14 protein-coding genes are annotated in these 15,884 nt (G+C 56.9%); 8 read left to right on the top strand and 6 right to left on the bottom strand.

The genetic code is table 11. The features are described from left to right. Positions 1 to 46 precede the first annotated feature (46 nt). The 7 genes from fabD to gmk all read left to right on the top strand — a co-directional run bounded on the left by fabD (position 47) and on the right by gmk (position 6,513). On the top strand, positions 47 to 991 hold the full coding sequence (gene fabD, locus BLM14_RS11480) for an ACP S-malonyltransferase (RefSeq protein ID WP_099999480.1): 945 nt from the start codon (positions 47 to 49) through the stop codon (positions 989 to 991). 13 nt (positions 992 to 1,004) lie between these two features. Beyond that, positions 1,005 to 1,742, top strand: coding sequence for a 3-oxoacyl-[acyl-carrier-protein] reductase (gene fabG / locus BLM14_RS11475; RefSeq protein ID WP_099999479.1), 738 nt, complete (start codon positions 1,005 to 1,007; stop codon positions 1,740 to 1,742). Between the two features lie 282 nt (positions 1,743 to 2,024). Further along, positions 2,025 to 2,261: an acyl carrier protein gene (locus tag BLM14_RS11470; RefSeq protein ID WP_091880344.1), complete on the top strand. Its 237-nt coding sequence runs from the start codon at positions 2,025 to 2,027 to the stop codon at positions 2,259 to 2,261. Positions 2,262 to 2,371: 110 nt separating this feature from the next. After that, complete coding sequence (gene fabF, locus BLM14_RS11465; protein ID WP_100001228.1) at positions 2,372 to 3,634, top strand: beta-ketoacyl-ACP synthase II; 1,263 nt, start codon at positions 2,372 to 2,374, stop codon at positions 3,632 to 3,634. A gap of 79 nt (positions 3,635 to 3,713) precedes the next feature. Beyond that, a complete protein-coding gene (gene mltG / locus BLM14_RS11460; RefSeq protein ID WP_099999478.1) occupies positions 3,714 to 4,928 on the top strand; it encodes an endolytic transglycosylase MltG in 1,215 nt (404 codons plus the stop codon). Positions 4,929 to 4,975: 47 nt separating this feature from the next. Next, entirely contained in the window at positions 4,976 to 5,863 is an 888-nt protein-coding gene (locus BLM14_RS11455) for a YicC/YloC family endoribonuclease (RefSeq protein WP_099999477.1), read from the top strand. A 32-nt stretch (positions 5,864 to 5,895) separates the two neighbouring features. Next, complete coding sequence (gmk, locus tag BLM14_RS11450; RefSeq protein WP_204252019.1) at positions 5,896 to 6,513, top strand: guanylate kinase; 618 nt, start codon at positions 5,896 to 5,898, stop codon at positions 6,511 to 6,513. On the opposite strand, the gene rsmA is transcribed toward gmk, so the two are convergent. The 6 genes from rsmA to BLM14_RS11420 form a co-directional block, all read right to left on the bottom strand. Then, positions 6,510 to 7,331 (bottom strand): 16S rRNA (adenine(1518)-N(6)/adenine(1519)-N(6))-dimethyltransferase RsmA, encoded by an 822-nt coding sequence (gene rsmA, locus BLM14_RS11445; protein WP_099999475.1) that lies wholly within the window; start codon positions 7,329 to 7,331, stop codon positions 6,510 to 6,512. The two genes, gmk and rsmA, sit on opposite strands and share 4 nt — an antisense overlap. Continuing rightward, positions 7,328 to 8,353: a 4-hydroxythreonine-4-phosphate dehydrogenase PdxA gene (gene pdxA, locus BLM14_RS11440; protein ID WP_099999474.1), complete on the bottom strand. Its 1,026-nt coding sequence runs from the start codon at positions 8,351 to 8,353 to the stop codon at positions 7,328 to 7,330. Before pdxA ends, rsmA begins: the two co-directional genes overlap by 4 nt. A gap of 24 nt (positions 8,354 to 8,377) precedes the next feature. After that, entirely contained in the window at positions 8,378 to 9,331 is a 954-nt protein-coding gene (locus BLM14_RS11435; protein ID WP_099999473.1) for a peptidylprolyl isomerase, read from the bottom strand. A gap of 138 nt (positions 9,332 to 9,469) precedes the next feature. Continuing rightward, a complete protein-coding gene (locus tag BLM14_RS11430) occupies positions 9,470 to 11,809 on the bottom strand; it encodes an LPS-assembly protein LptD (RefSeq protein WP_204251955.1) in 2,340 nt (779 codons plus the stop codon). A gap of 1 nt (position 11,810) precedes the next feature. After that, complete coding sequence (gene lptG / locus BLM14_RS11425; RefSeq protein WP_099999471.1) at positions 11,811 to 12,899, bottom strand: LPS export ABC transporter permease LptG; 1,089 nt, start codon at positions 12,897 to 12,899, stop codon at positions 11,811 to 11,813. Next, on the bottom strand, positions 12,896 to 14,098 hold the full coding sequence (locus tag BLM14_RS11420; protein ID WP_099999470.1) for an LptF/LptG family permease: 1,203 nt from the start codon (positions 14,096 to 14,098) through the stop codon (positions 12,896 to 12,898). Before BLM14_RS11420 ends, lptG begins: the two co-directional genes overlap by 4 nt. A gap of 287 nt (positions 14,099 to 14,385) precedes the next feature. Here BLM14_RS11420 and BLM14_RS11415 point away from each other — a divergent pair, with 287 nt between their 5' ends. After that, complete coding sequence (locus BLM14_RS11415; protein WP_099999469.1) at positions 14,386 to 15,882, top strand: leucyl aminopeptidase; 1,497 nt, start codon at positions 14,386 to 14,388, stop codon at positions 15,880 to 15,882. Positions 15,883 to 15,884 lie beyond the last annotated feature (2 nt).

Raw genomic sequence — 15,884 nt, 5'->3', positions numbered from 1 at the left:
CATCGCGCGGCAGATTGGCACTATAGTATCACTGGAGGCATCGCACATGTCCATTGCATTCACCTTTCCGGGTCAGGGAAGCCAGGCCGTAGGTATGGGCAAGGCGCTGGCGGAGAATTTTGCCGAGGCACGTGCGGTTTTCGACGAGGTGGATGATGCGCTTGGCGAAAAGTTGTCTTCGATCATCTGGGACGGCCCGGAGGAAACGTTGACGCTGACTGCCAATGCCCAGCCCGCGCTGATGGCGGTATCCATCGCGGTTCTTCGGGTGCTTGAGTCGAAAGGTGTTTCCTTGAAGGACAAGGTTTCCTTTGTCGCGGGTCACTCGCTCGGCGAATATTCGGCCCTCTGCGCGGCCGGTACGTTCTCGCTTTCCGATACGGCAAGGCTCCTGCGTATTCGTGGTAATGCCATGCAGAAGGCTGTACCCGCAGGCGAGGGTGCAATGGCCGCCATCATCGGCCTCGAGCATGAAGATGTCGAAGCCATTTGCGCCGAAGCATCGAAGCAGGGACCGGTTCAGATCGCCAATGACAATGGCGGTGGCCAGCTGGTTATTTCCGGAGCAAAGGCACCCGTGGAGGCTGCTGCTGCACTCGCAACGGCGAAGGGTGCAAAGCGCGCCCTCATGCTCCCCGTCTCCGCCCCCTTCCATTCCGCCCTGATGGAGCCCGCGGCAGAAGCCATGCGTGAGGCCTTGGCAAATGTTGCAAAGAAGGATCCCATTATCCCGCTCATCGCCAATGTGCGCGCAGCTCCGGTGACGTCCGCCGACGAGATCGCCGCTTTGCTGGTCGAACAGGTGACAGGACAAGTGCGCTGGCGTGAGACTGTGCAATGGTTTGGCGAGAATGGCGTGACGACACTTTATGAGATTGGCGCAGGCAAGGTGCTGACCGGTCTCGCGCGCCGTATTAACAAGGACATTTCCGGCGTCGCCGTGGGCACTCCGGAAGACATCGATGCGGCTGTGGCTGCCCTGAACGCTTAAAAAGGAACGCGCAATGTTTGACCTTACTGGCCGCAAGGCTCTCATCACAGGTGCGACAGGTGGTATTGGCGAGGCGATTGCCCGCGCACTTCATGCGCAGGGCGCAATCGTCGGCTTGCACGGCACGCGCGTTGAAAAACTCGAAGCGCTGGCGACCGAGCTCGGCGACCGGGTCAAGATTTTTCCGGCTAACCTTTCCAGCAGGGATGAGGTCAAGGCACTTGGCGAAAAGGCCGAAGCCGATCTGGAAGGCGTCGAAATCCTCGTCAACAATGCCGGGATCACCAAGGATGGGCTGTTTGTCCGCATGAGTGATGCGGATTGGGACAATGTGCTTGAAGTCAACCTGACAGCCGTATTCCGCCTGACCCGCGAACTTACCCACCCGATGATGCGCCGCCGTTATGGCCGTATCATCAACATCACCTCGGTGGTGGGCGTGACCGGCAACCCGGGTCAGACCAACTATGTGGCTTCGAAGGCCGGACTGATCGGCTTTTCCAAGTCGCTCGCTCAGGAAATTGCCAGCCGCAATGTCACGGTCAACTGCGTTGCGCCGGGCTTCATCGAATCGGCCATGACTGACAAGCTCAACGACAAGCAGAAGGAAGCCATCATGTCGGCCATTCCGATGCGCCGCATGGGCACGGGCGCCGAGGTTGCTTCGTCGGTTGTCTATCTTGCCAGCAGCGAGGCCGCCTACGTCACCGGCCAGACAGTTCACGTCAACGGCGGCATGGCAATGATCTGACGCCGCTTGGCGCCGGATTGCATCATCGTACCCTGTAGTATCGGTGGGTATCGGCCTCAATCACATTTATGAGATTGAGGCCAGCAATAAAGCGTGATAAGTCGCGCACCAGTCTGGGCAAATCAAACCGATTTGATGCCCTTTCAATTCCGCAAGGAAAGAGCCGCAAGGATGGGTGTTTTAGCTGCTGAACAGGGTGAAACAACCATCTTATTGCTTGATTAGAGTCATCCGTGCCGCTAACCAAGGCATAGGGAAAAACAAACAGGTTGAGGTTTCCACATGAGTGATACTGCAGAACGCGTCAAGAAAATCGTTATTGAACATCTGGGCGTTGATGCCGAGAAAGTCACCGATGGTGCGAGCTTCATCGACGATCTCGGCGCCGACAGCCTTGATACTGTCGAGCTCGTGATGGCTTTCGAAGAAGAGTTCGGCGTTGAAATCCCGGACGATGCTGCTGAGACGATTCTGACAGTCGGCGATGCCGTCAAGTTCATCGACAAGGCATCTGCCTGATTTTCGTTCGGCTCGCCATCGCATGGATCGTGATATAAGGTGTTCTACCTTGCTCGTTCATGCATGGGGCCGGAAACAATCATGTTGCAAATGACATTGAAGGATCGGCCATGAGGCGCGTTGTCATAACCGGCCTTGGGCTGGTGTCTCCTCTTGCATCCGGTGTTGAGGCCACCTGGTCGCGGCTTCTCGCCGGCCAGAGCGGCGCCCGGCGTGTAACAGAATTTGAAGTTGAAGATCTGCCTTGCAAGATTGCTTGCCGTATTCCGGTAGGCGATGGCACCGATGGCACATTCAATCCGGACGATTGGATGGAGCCAAAGGAGCAGCGCAAGGTTGATCCATTCATCATTTACGCTGTTGCAGCCGCCGATCAGGCGCTTGCGGATGCCAAATGGGCACCGGAAAGCAATGAGGACCAAATCCGCACCGGTGTTTTGATCGGCTCGGGCATAGGCGGTCTCGAAGGTATTGTCGAAGCTGGTTATACGCTGCGCGACAAGGGCCCTCGGCGTATCTCCCCGTTCTTCATCCCCGGCCGTCTGATCAATCTGGCTTCCGGCCACGTTTCCATCAAGCACAAGCTGCGCGGCCCGAACCATTCGGTCGTTACCGCTTGCTCGACCGGTGCGCATGCCATTGGCGACGCATCGCGATTGATCGCCTTCGGTGATGCCGATGTGATGGTGGCTGGTGGTACGGAATCGCCGGTCAGCCGCATCTCGCTTGCCGGCTTTGCCGCCTGCAAGGCTCTGTCCACGGCCCGCAATGACGATCCGACTGCTGCATCCCGCCCTTACGACGATGACCGCGACGGTTTTGTCATGGGTGAGGGCGCCGGTGTCGTCGTGCTGGAAGAGTTGGAGCACGCTCTTGCACGCGGGGCCAAGATTTACGCTGAAGTGATCGGCTATGGCCTTTCCGGGGACGCTTTCCACATCACAGCACCATCCGAGGATGGTGAAGGTGCGCAGCGCTGCATGGAAATGGCCCTGAAGCGCGCCGGCATAACCCCGGACGATATCGACTACATCAATTCGCACGGCACCTCGACGATGGCTGATACCATCGAACTTGGAGCGGTCGAACGCGTTGTCGGTGATGCGGCCTCGAAAATCTCGATGTCGTCCACCAAGTCTTCTATCGGCCACCTCCTTGGTGCTGCCGGTTCGACTGAGGCGGTTTTCTGTGCTCTGGCAATCCGTGACAATATTGCTCCGGCGACCATCAATCTGGATAAGCCATCCAAGGAAACCAAGATCGATCTGGTTCCGCACAAGCCGCGGGAACGCAAGATCGATATCGCGCTGTCCAATTCCTTCGGATTTGGCGGCACCAACGCTTCGCTGGTTTTGCGGCGTTATCAACAGTGATTGATCCTGTGGCGAGAGCGCGTTCGCGCTTTCGCCATATTCACAATCGATTCTACCGGGCCTAGAGCGAGGTGCTTGCGTGAGCTCAGATCAGCAGTCTGAAGAGACAAACGGTTCAGCCGCTGCCAGCGTGCCGGATCGCAAGCCGATTGTGCCGCAATCGGCCTCTGAAGCGCTGCGCCCGGAACCAGGCACGCCGCCACCGGCACCCAAAAAGCGTTCTCGCCGTGCACGCAGCCAGATCGTCGTCTTTGCCAATTTCATGTTGTCGCTTGTCGTGCTGGTGGTTCTCGCCGCCGCTGCAGCGGTCTATTTCGGCAAGGTTGCGTTCAATGAGCCTGGGCCCACCGATGTCGCGACCAATTATGTCGTCAAGAGTGGCACCGGCATCACCGAGATTGCCGACGGGCTTGAACGGCGCGGTATCATTTCCGACGCCCGCGTCTTCATGTACGGCGTGCAGGCCTATGGCCATCAGCGCGACATGAAGGCGGGCGAGTATGAGATCAAGGCGGGCGCTTCCATGCGCGATATCATGGACCTTTTGCGCAGCGGCAAGTCTGTTCTCCATTCGCTGACTATTCCTGAGGGCCTGACTGTCGAACAGATTTTCCAGCGCGTTCGCGAGGACGACGTGCTGACGGGCGATCTGCCGGCAACTATGCCGAGTGAGGGCTCACTCTTCGCCAATACCCTGCGTTTCTCCCGCGGTACAACGCGCGAAGAGCTTGTGAAGAAAATGCAGGCAGACCAGAAGAAGCTCGTCGAGGACATTTGGGAGCGTCGTGATCCCAGTATTCCGCTGAAGACCATCGACGAGTTTGTGACGTTGGCTTCCATTGTCGAGAAGGAAACCGGGAAGGCCGATGAGCGTCCGCGTGTCGCCGCCGTTTTCATCAATCGCTTGAACAACAAAATGCGCCTGCAGTCGGATCCCACGATCATTTATGGTCTGTTTGGAGGCAAGGGCAAACCTTCTGACCGGCCAATCCTCAAATCCGACCTCGAAAAGCCAACCCCCTATAACACGTACACTGTAAACGGCCTGCCGCCTGGTCCGATCGCAAATCCCGGCCGCGACGCACTGGAGGCTGTTGCACATCCCTCGCAGACCAAAGATCTTTACTTCGTCGCTGACGGCACTGGCGGGCATGTATTTGCCGAGACGCTTGAAGAGCACAATGATAATGTGAAGCGTTGGCGTGAGGTCGAGAAGAACCGTCTGGACGAAGCAGCCAAGGCGGCCACCGGGGACAAGAACGCCTCGCCGCCGGACGCGGATAGCGGTAATTAGCACTGGAATGGCCTGATTGCGATCGGGCCTTTGTCCTAGGGGGATACATGTCATTGCAGAGCATGACGGGATTTGCCCGTCACCTCCGGAACAGCGCCGGGGCGCAGATCTCGTGGGAAATCAAATCCGTCAACGGCAAGGGTCTCGACGTGCGGTTTCGCTTGCCTGCTGGATTCGAGGCGGTGGAGCAGAAAGCGCGCGCCTTGTTCAGTGAACATTTCAAGCGCGGTAATTTTCAGGCGGCTTTGTCAGTTGAACTGAGCGCTGGTTCCGCCAAGGCGACTATCAATCAGCCCCTCTTGAAAGAATTGGCTGCGATAGCGGCGCATTTGCGTGAGGAATATGGGCTTGCGGCCTCGACGCCGGAAGGTCTGATGGCACTTCGCGGTGTTCTGGAGATCCCGCAGGAGGTAACAGCACCTGAGCATCAAGTCGAGCTTGAACGTGCCGTCCTCGGCGTTCTGGATGAGACGCTCATTCAGTTGGGGCACAATCGCCAGGCGGAGGGTAAGGCGCTTGGCGAGATTCTGACGGTGCAGATCGCCACTATCGAGATGCTGGTCGAACAGGCGAAGCTTGATCCCAACCGCTCGATCGATGCGGTTCGCGCCCGTCTCGCGGCCCAGGTTGCACTGTTGCTCGATGCCGCTCCGGCCCTTGATGAGGCCCGGTTGCACATGGAAGCGGCATTTCTGGCGACGAAGGCTGATATCCAGGAAGAGCTCGACCGGTTGGAAATGCATATTGCCTCCGCCAGGAACCTCATCAGGGAAGGAAATGGCGTTGGCCGCAAGCTCGACTTCTTGACACAGGAATTTAACCGCGAGGCCAATACGCTCTGTTCCAAAGCCAATGCGGCATCCATTACAACGATCGGGCTTGACCTGAAGGCTGTTGTGGATCAATTGCGCGAGCAAATACAGAATCTGGAGTAATTATGCCGAACAGCATCAAAAGACGCGGCCTCATGCTCGTCCTGTCGTCGCCATCGGGCGCCGGGAAATCGACAATTGCCCGGCTGCTGCTCAACGACAAAGAGAAGCTTGAGCTAGCGCTTTCGATCAGCGTGACCACGCGTCCGCGCCGGCCCAGCGAGATCGATGGGGTTCATTACCATTTCATCTCAACGCGCGAGTTTGAACGGCTGCGTGATAGCGATGAACTGATTGAATGGGCTGAGGTGCATGGCAATTTTTATGGCACGCCGCGCGAAGCTGCGGAAAATGCGCTCGCCGATGGTCAGGACATGCTTTTCGACATTGATTGGCAGGGCGCATTGCAGTTGCAGGACAAGATGAAGGGCGATGTCGTCAGCATCTTCATTCTGCCTCCGTCCATGGCCGACCTCAAACTGCGGCTGCATAGGCGCGCCGAAGATACGGAAGAAGTCATCGACATGCGCCTGCGTAATGCGCGCAACGAGATCGAGCGCTGGCGCTCCTATGATTATGTCATCGTCAATGAAGATCTGAACCGGGCTTACCATCAGGTTCAGTCCATCGTCACAGCCGAGCGGCTGCGGCGCGATCGTTGCCCCGGCCTGTTCGATTTCGTCAGCAATCTGCTGGACGAAAAGCTCGATTAGAGCGCGTTAGCCAAGGCTACGAACTCGTCAATCGAGAGCGTTTCCGCGCGGCGCGTTGGATCGATACCTACCTTCATGAGCAGTGTTTCGCCGCCCAAGGGCTTGATGCTCTGACGCAGCATCTTGCGCCTCTGGCCAAAGGCTGCCTGGGTTACCCGCCCAAGCGTGGCGGCATCACAGGCCAGTGGTTCGGCGCGCGGTACGAGATGCACCACGGAGGAGGTAACTTTTGGCGGTGGCGTAAAAGCCTGTGGCGGAACATCGAATGTAATCTTCGCCTCTGTCCGCCAGCAAGCCAGCACACCCAGACGGCCATAGGCGTCCGAGCCGGGCCGGGCGACGATGCGCTCGGCCACTTCGCGCTGGAACATCAGCGTCAGCGACGCGTAGAAAGGCGGCCATGGCTCGGCCAGCAGCCAGCCTATCAGCAATTGCGTGCCGACATTATAGGGAAGATTGGCGACGATCTTGACCTTGTCGCCGCCTGCCAGCGCAGCAAAATCTGTTTCCAAAGCATCACCGGCCACCACGCGAAGCCGGCCGGGATAATGGTCGGAAACCTCCTGCAGGGCAGCCAGGCAGCGCTCGTCACGCTCGATGGCGATGACATTGGCACCTTGAGCCAACAGAGGGCGCGTAAGGCCGCCAGGTCCAGGCCCAACTTCGATAACCGTTTGTCCATGCAAATCGCCCGCCTGCCGCGCGATCTTGGCCGTGAGGTTGAGATCGAACAGGAAATTCTGGCCGAGCGATTTCTTCGCCATCAGCTCATGACGATCGATAACCTCGCGCAACGGGGGAAGGGTGTCGATACTCATGCAGCAGGGCGCTTTTGCTGCGCACGATGCGATGCAAGTTCGCCAGCAAGGCGCAAGGCGGCAATCAGGCTATCGGGCTTGGCTTTGCCGGTTCCTGCAATGTCGAATGCCGTGCCATGGTCCGGCGAGGTGCGTACGAACGGTAAGCCGAGCGTGACATTGACGCTGTCGTCGAAACCGAGGGTCTTTACCGGGATCAGCGCCTGATCGTGATACATGCAGATGGCGGCATCGTAGGTGGCCCGTGCAGCAGCATGGAACATCGTATCGGCCGGGAGGGGCCCCCGCGCATCGATACCCTCCGCACGCAGAGTCTCCACAGCCGGGCGGACGATCGTTTCGTCCTCCATGCCCATGCTGCCGCCTTCGCCGGCATGGGGGTTGAGGCCGGCAATGGCGAGCCTTGGATTGGCGATGCCGAACTCGTTCTTCAGCGCGATGGCAGTAATGCGGGAGACTGCCAGGATCTTCGCAGTGTCGAGAACAACCGGTACCTTGCTCAAGGCGATATGGATCGTCACTGGAACCGCCCGCAGCAGCGGTCCTGCCAGCATCATGACCGGTTTCACTTCATAGCCGAGGTGTTCGCTTGAAAGATGTGCCAGGAATTCTGTGTGCCCCGGAAAATCGAAACCCGCCTCATAAAGCGGTTTCTTGGCGATAGGGCAGGTGACAACGGCACGAGACCGCCCGGAAAGCGTAAGCGCAACTGCTTGTTCGACAGCTTCGATTGTTGCGGCTGCACTGTCCACGAGAGGTACGCCGGGCCGATCTGATTGCCGGTTCTGGAGTGGCACCACAGGCAAGGCACGGCCAAATACATTGCTCGCATTTTCGGGCGTTGTAATTTCAATCGGACATTGTTGGCCAAGCAACGCCGCGCGCGAGGCTATTAATTCCGGGTCTGCGAGGAGAAAAAATGGCGGAACATGCATTTTCTCGCGCAAGGTCCACGCGGATATGGCGATGTCTGGTCCTATGCCGGAAGGATCACCAGAACTGACGGCGAGTGCGGAGTTCATGCGCAGGCGATCCCATCATTGGCATTATTGATTGACGATGGTCGCCTTCTTGCGCAATTCATCGAGATACTTCTTGTCGACAGCTTCAACCGTTGCGTCTTTCTTGCCATCGCCTGAAGCCGCAGCCTGCTCCTGGGAGAAGACCATGCGGGCGACACGGTCGTCGGATACCTGGCGGGTGGCGCAAACGCCAAGAAATTCAACGCCCTTGTCCGTATCCTGGATTGCAGTCGCCTGACCGACAGGCGTGGATGTAACCTGCTTCGTCCATTCCGGGGGTAATTCCTGCTCGATGAATTTACCCAGATCGCGCACGGTGACGTCCAGTGTCCCCTTGGCAATATCGCGTGTTGATTCGCAGCCACTGAACTTTGCGCGCATGGCGCTGGCTTCGCCGCGCCGCTTTGCCAAAATGCCCTTATTGTTGGCAGGAACGACGAAGATAACCTGCTGCAACTGATACTCGGTGGACACCGGCTTCTTGCCGCCGTCCTTGAGCATGCGCTGCACGGCATCCTGTTCACTCACCCGGGCACCGCCCTGTGAGCGGTTGCGACTCGAAAGGGCACGGCCCCAGCTCATTTGAAGGCGGATATATTCCTTGAAGTGCCCCGGTGTGACGCCGGACTTTTCCAGAACTCCGGTCAGTTGATCGAGGGTCATCTTGTTGTTGGTGGCAAAGCGCGCAAAGGCGTCATTCACTTCGCCATCCGAAACGAGCATGTTGAGTCGCTTGAGTTCCTGACGTTTCAATGCCTCGTCCGTGAGCTCTTCGCGCGCCTGCTGCGTAAGATTGCCCTTCTTGCGCTGCAGCTTCATAAACGCTGCGCGCCGGGCAATGTCGTAATCGGTGATCGGAGCGCCATTGACGACAATCTTGATCTCGCTCGCCGCAGCCGGCAAAGTTACGCCAACTGTCAGGGCAGAACTCAATGCGGTGGCAATAGCCGCTGCAAGAATATGCTTCCTCACCATCATTTCTCACTATTTCCGATCGTATAGTATTCGCGCCGAATGGATTTCAGCTTTGTTGTTGGGATGCTCAATCCTCTTATTGTCGCTTTACTAAGGCAAAAGCATGACTGGCCGCAAGTGCGGCCAGTTCAGACAAAGTGATTAGATGCCGCCAATATCGACCGGCTTGCCAAATTCCCACAGGGTCCGGAACGAAATATTGAAGCCCCATGTTGTCGTCTTGTCGCCCTGGTTGCCATCGGCGGTAACCGGCTGTTCCTGTGTATACGACATCATGTAGGTAAAGCATTCATCGTCATAGGCGAGGGCGGCGGTGCGTTTTACGAGTGTATCGGAAATAATATCATAGGTTCCGGAACCCAGAACGCGCCAATTGGGAGTCAGCTTGGCCGAACCGCCAAGTGTAACCTCATGCCTGTCGTCCTCGAAACCATAGGTCGGTTGCGCAGCGATGAACGCATATTTGAGAAACATCGTGCCATATTGACCCGCAGTCGTGCTTGCAACTTCAGCCCGGCGGACCTCAAAACTATCCTTGTCGAAGCGACCGCCTGTCGTAAGGTTGAAAGCACCACGGCTTGCGCCGATCATGGCGACATAGTCGGATCGCGACGATTCCAGTCCCGATTCAGCGCCTGCGTTGACGAAATCATCCGTTGCGAATGAATTCAGGCCGCCAAGCTGGAATGATTGACCGGCAATACCATTGAGCGACCAGCCATTGTTGAACGTTCCGGAATAGCGAATGCCAAGATTGGCACGCGTGCCGCCTTCAACACGGTCATAGCCGGAGAACTTGTCGCGATCAAACAGGCTTGATGCATCGAACACAAAGCTCTGCGCGTCTTCGTTCGGCATATCGCCGGCGTAGGGTTCGTTGTTACGCACAAAGAGCTGGGCAGTCGGCTCCAGCACATGGGTCGAACTGGTGCTTGAAAACAGAATTGGCCATCTCGCTTCGAGGCCGGCCGTTGCCATGGCACGGAAAGCTTCGGAGCGTGTCACGCCGATCGAGTCCGAGTCGACATACATCCCGTCGCCGCGCAGTGCGAGGAGCGGCGTAATGACGAGGCCATTGTCGGAGATGAAACTACGCTTCCATTCCGCCTCGGCGGTTATGCGGCCATTATTGCCCTCGGCGCCTGAGAGGTAGCCGCTGCGGGTCAGTCCTATCGGGGTCGTGCCATCTTCCCTGTCACGATGCAACGCCTGAAGATTCACATCGAAATTCAGCTCACCGCCCGCTACAGATTGCGTCGGCGTATAGGCATAATCCAGACTCGGCAGAACCCATGGTTGCTTTGGCTCGGATGCGCTTGTGTTGGAATCCGGAATACTTTCCTGCACAAGGAATTGATAGAACCGAAGGTCGAAGTAATTCCGGTCGTGCAGGCCGGTCAAATAGATCTGGTTGGTGATATTATAGTCGTCGTAGCCCTCAATCCCGTAACGATAGGCAAATGCCTTGTCCGTTTGGGCCATGACATTCCAACCGTATGACCAGCGCGGATTGATCTGAAATGCGCCACTCGTACCGATCATTCCGCGGTTCTTGGATTGGTCCTCCGGCTCGCTATCGTTAAACTCGTCGGGGTTCATCTGACTGATACCAGCAAGCTTGATGCTATACGCGCCATTGGCCAGTCGGTGGCGCCACTCGGCCTCGCCGAGAAAGCCCTGCTTGGTATAGCCGGTGCCGGTGAGCGTCAGATCGTAATTGGGCGCGAGCGCCCAGAAATAGGGAACGCTGACACCATAACCAAGATCGGTTTCGTAGCGGTAGCTCGGCATCAGGAAGCCGCTCTTGCGCTTCACCGTTGGGTCGGCGATTTCGAATGCCGGCAGGAACGCCAGAGGCATGCCGAACATTTCAAAGCGGCCGCGCTCGAAGCGAATGGTTTTCTTCTTGCCGTTCCAGACGATCTTCTGCGCGCGTACCTGCCACAGCGGCGCCTTGTCCGGCTTGGCACGGCAGGGCTCGCAGGCGGTATAGATACCATTATTGAACGTCGTCAGCTCGCCGCCGATACGTTCGGCACTTTCGGCCGCAAAGCGCGTATTGTCAGCGGCCTCGACCCGCAAGGCGTTGACGAAGCCTTCCCGGAAATCGTCGGTAATGTCGAGATTATCGGCGTAGATGCGATTGCCGTCTTTTTCGACAATCTCGACCTTGCCCATGGCTTTGAGTCGGCCGGTATTCTGATCATAGGTAACCTGGCGCGCTACAAGCCGGTTTCCGTCATAGTCGATCTGCACGCCGCCCACTGCAGAGATGGTCTTGGCGTTGATGTCATAGACGAGCTCATCCGACTCCAGCAGCAATTGTGCGTTTGGATCCGTCTGAATATTGCCGACAAGCGCGTCGCCTGTCTGGGCATAGGCTGGGAGCGAAATCCCGCCCGCTAGGCATAGCACCGCCGTCCCGCACGCAAGCCGTGCGAACCACGTCGGCAACACCGAGCGCGTTACATTCAATCCCACTCTAACCATCCTCCTTGTGCAGTAGAAAGGAGACCCCAAAAAACGTTGCAATCAACACGGGTGTCCATGCGGCAATGAAAGGCGGAACGAATCCCGCATTACCAAATGCCTTGACCACAACAGTGACGACATAAAGCACGAAGCCTGCGAGGACGCCACCCAGAATCATCGTCCCTGATTGTCCAAAACGTACAAATTTCAGCGAAACGGTTGCAGCGATTAAAGTCATTGCCATCAGGAGAGCCGGCAAAGCCAATAAAGACTGGAAATGCATGTCAAAAGCGTTGGCTGGATAGCCAAAAGAGCGAGCTGCGGCAATTTTGTTACGCAGCTCAAAAAAAGGAATCGTCTCGGGCCTGGCGAGGCTTTCTTCAACGAATTCAGGACGAAGGTGGGTTGGCACCCGCACCTCATCCAGCGAAACAGGGGTCTCGGCCAGCACGAATTTCGTCACATTGCTCAACCGCCAGAAACCATCGTCAAGATCGGCGCTCTTGGCATCCAGCCGCTCGAGAATGTCCTGATTCTTGTCCAGGCGAATGAACGTCGCATCGATGAGACGCAATCCCCGGTTGACGATCGACTTGGCGCCGATAATCGTCTCGCCGTCTTCCGTTTTCTGCCGCAGCCAGGGTACGCGATCGGCGGATACCTCATTGGCTTTTCCGGCGCGCCAGTTCGCTGTTATCTGCTCGCTTCTCTCAAAGCCCCAGGCGGCCAGCGGATTGACCAGCAACACCGCGGCAAGACCGAACAGAAAGGCGCCCGTGCAGGCAGGCAGGAGAAATTGCCAGGCGGATACGCCAACGGAACGGGCCACGACCAGTTCGTATTTCCGGTTGAGCGATATAAGTGTCGCCATGGCCGCAAACAGGGCAATGAATGGGAACACCTGCTGCATGATATAGGGGATGCGCATTGCCGAGAGGCCAAATGCCTGGATCGCGGAATAATCCGGCAAGGAAGACAGTTTGCCCGACAACTCTGTAAAGTCGAGGATCAGGGCAAGCGCAAAGCTGCCGAGCAGGAAATATGCCGTGATCTTCACGTAGCGGAGGAAGAAGTAACGTCCGAGCGTCCAGCCGATCATTTTCTATACCCCCGCTTGCGGCCGAACAATCTTGCTCCGGCGCTGGCGAATGCTGCCTGTTGTGACGTGAAAGTTCGCTTGAACCAATTGGTCCATGTTACCGGCACGCCAACCTGGCGATTGGTTGCGAGGGCGTAAATTGCCGAGAGAGCCGCGAGGATCGGGAACGCAAAAAGCAGGGGCAGCAGTGAAGCATCTTTGTCCGTGCTCTGCCCGGTTGAATATCCCAGCCAGAAGACGATGAGGCACAAGGTGATAGCGGTGAACGAAGCGGATATGCGCGCTTCGCGATGCGAACGCGAGTCTGCAGCGGCCGCCAGCGAAATCAACGCAAAGACAATCGGATACATCCAGTCCGTCAGCCGCTTGTAGAGCTCTGACGTATATCGGAGCGGCCTCTGCTGGTACTGTTTGTCATTGGGATCCGGGTTCCATAGGTAATCGATCGGCCGGTCCTTCGGGAAAATACTCACTTCGTTGTCGTCTGCCGACAAAAATGCCGCCATATCAAGGGCATAGGTATTGAATTTGATAATGGACACGTTGCCGGTCTGGACATCGCGGCGGTCAACTTCACCGTCCTTCATGATCAACAAGCTCTGATTCCCCGTTTCGAGGACGAGACCGTCCTTGGCGTAATAAATCAGGTCCGTCGTCTTGTCGCGCGAATCCGAAACAAACAGGCCCTTGATCGCTCCATTGGCATCACGACTTTCTATCTGAAGGTAGAGATCGGTGTCGATTTCCTTGAAGGTGCCCTGCTGGACGACGAGGTTGATGACGTCCGCGCGCGCATCGGCGACCATCTGGCGCATGTTCATCTGGGAGTAGGGAACAACAAAATTGGCGATCAAGAAGGAAGCAATGGCGATTACCGTTGCAAAGAGCATGACGGGACGAATCACGGCCGAACGCGGAGCGCCCGCTGCATTGATCACGACGAGTTCCGAATCCTGGTTCATCGTCGAGAGCGTCTGCGTCACCGCAATGACCAGTGCGAAGGGCATCACGATCGGGAAAGCGTTGGGAAGCAGGTTGGAGCTGAATTTGAGGATATAGAAAAAGCTCTGTCCGCTGGTGGTGAGGAAGTTGATACGTCCAAGCACCTGGACAATCCATGTGATTCCCACTGCTGAAAGCAGCACGGCGAAAAACATGACGACGATCCGTCGCAAGATGTATATCTCAATCAGGCGCATGTCATGTTTCGCAAAGAGAGTTCCATCACCTTGTTCGACTAGCCGTTCACGAATGCCCGACCGTTCAATCTATGCCATGGGATCCAAGGCATTATTTTGCCGCACTATGGGACGAACCCGTTACATGTTCAACAAACCCGACATATGTTCACTCTAGTCAGGCTTGGCTAAAAATAGGCGAAGAAAGCTGGTTAACAAGGTGTTAGCCAATGTCTTTGCGAATACCCCCTTCATTCATCAACTCTGATGAATAGGAAAGTCACATTTTTGTTCAATCTGGAGATATCATGTCCAAACGCCCATCCATCAGTTTCGCCAAATTTGCAGCCGTCGAAAGTGGCACTGCAATCTTGCTCGTTGCCGCTGAAGGCAAGACCGCTGCAGAAGCCGAATCTGTTGTCGGACCGGCATTGCTGTCGCGTATCATCGATGTCTCGGAATTCAAGGGAAAACTGGCTGCCAGCCTCTCGACCATCGCGCCAGCCGGTACGGAGCTGGAACGGCTGGTGCTTGTCGGTAGCGGCGATCCGGCCAAGCTGAAGGCCGACGACTGGCTGAAAATCGGTGGCGCTGCCCTTTCGAAAATTGGCACGGCCAAAAACGCTACGGTGATTCTCGCTTTGTCCGGTGCGGAGGTTTCAGCTGAAAATGCTGCCGATTTCGCGCTTGGCATGCTGCTGCGCGCCTACACATTCGACAAATACAAGACCAAGAAGGGCAAGGACGAGGACGAAAAGGAACAAAAGACCGCGGCCAATATCACCATTCAGGTCGCCGACCCTCACGCTGCGAAAAAGGCATTCACGAACGCCGAAGCAGTGGCGGACGGTGTCGTTCTTGCCCGTGATCTCGTCAACGAACCCGCCAATATCCTCGGTCCTGTCGAATTTGCCGAACGAGTCGAGGAATTGAAGAAACTCGACGTGAAGGTCGAGATACTCACTGAAAAAGATATGAAGAAGCTCGGCATGGGCTCATTGCTTGGCGTTGCGCAGGGGTCTGCGCGTCCGGCACGTCTCGCCATCATGGAATGGCATGGCGGCAAGGGCAAGGACAAGCCAATTGCCTTTGTCGGCAAGGGCGTCACTTTCGATTCGGGCGGTGTCTCGATCAAGCCTGCTGCCGGCATGGACGAAATGAAGGGCGACATGGGCGGTGCCGCAGCGGTTACCGGTCTGATGCATGCGCTTGCTTCGCGCAAGGCCAAGGTCAACGTGGTTGGTATCATCGGCATCGTTGAAAACATGATCAATGGCGAAGCCCAGCGTCCCGGTGATATTGTCACCTCCATGTCGGGCCAGACGATTGAGGTACTCAATACCGACGCGGAAGGGCGCCTCGTTCTCGCCGACGCACTTTATTATTGCAATGATCGCTTCAAGCCGAAGTTCATGGTCAACCTTGCAACGCTGACCGGTGCGATCATGGTGGCACTCGGCGTCTATCGCGCCGGCCTGTTTTCCAATGACGACACGCTTGCCGGACAACTCTTCGACGCCGGCGAGGGCTCGGGCGAAAAACTGTGGCGCATGCCGCTGGGCGATGAGTATGACAAGCTTATCGACACCAAGAACGCCGACATGAAGAATATCGGTGGCCGCCATGGCGGCGCGATCATTGCCGCACAGTTCCTGCAGCGTTTTGTCGGTGACACGCCCTGGGCGCATCTCGATGTTGCGGGCACGGCGATGGGCTCGCCGGCCACGGAATACAGCCAGTCCTGGGCGTCAGGCTTCGGTGTACGACTTCTCGACAGGCTGGTTCGCGACAATTTCGAAGGATAGTC

Source organism: Phyllobacterium zundukense (assembly GCF_002764115.1).
Lineage (GTDB): Bacteria > Pseudomonadota > Alphaproteobacteria > Rhizobiales > Rhizobiaceae > Phyllobacterium > Phyllobacterium zundukense.
This window is presented reverse-complemented; position numbering and strand designations above follow the sequence as displayed.

Coding starts and splice junctions, on each gene's coding strand:
- fabD (WP_099999480.1), top strand. CDS start 47: ATGTCCATTGCATTCACCTTTCCGGGTCAGGGAAGCCAGGCCGTAGGT.
- fabG (WP_099999479.1), top strand. CDS start 1,005: ATGTTTGACCTTACTGGCCGCAAGGCTCTCATCACAGGTGCGACAGGT.
- BLM14_RS11470 (WP_091880344.1), top strand. CDS start 2,025: ATGAGTGATACTGCAGAACGCGTCAAGAAAATCGTTATTGAACATCTG.
- fabF (WP_100001228.1), top strand. CDS start 2,372: ATGAGGCGCGTTGTCATAACCGGCCTTGGGCTGGTGTCTCCTCTTGCA.
- BLM14_RS11455 (WP_099999477.1), top strand. CDS start 4,976: ATGTCATTGCAGAGCATGACGGGATTTGCCCGTCACCTCCGGAACAGC.
- gmk (WP_204252019.1), top strand. CDS start 5,896: ATGCTCGTCCTGTCGTCGCCATCGGGCGCCGGGAAATCGACAATTGCC.
- rsmA (WP_099999475.1), bottom strand. CDS start 7,331: ATGAGTATCGACACCCTTCCCCCGTTGCGCGAGGTTATCGATCGTCAT.
- pdxA (WP_099999474.1), bottom strand. CDS start 8,353: ATGAACTCCGCACTCGCCGTCAGTTCTGGTGATCCTTCCGGCATAGGA.
- BLM14_RS11435 (WP_099999473.1), bottom strand. CDS start 9,331: ATGATGGTGAGGAAGCATATTCTTGCAGCGGCTATTGCCACCGCATTG.
- lptG (WP_099999471.1), bottom strand. CDS start 12,899: ATGATCGGCTGGACGCTCGGACGTTACTTCTTCCTCCGCTACGTGAAG.
- BLM14_RS11420 (WP_099999470.1), bottom strand. CDS start 14,098: ATGCGCCTGATTGAGATATACATCTTGCGACGGATCGTCGTCATGTTT.
- BLM14_RS11415 (WP_099999469.1), top strand. CDS start 14,386: ATGTCCAAACGCCCATCCATCAGTTTCGCCAAATTTGCAGCCGTCGAA.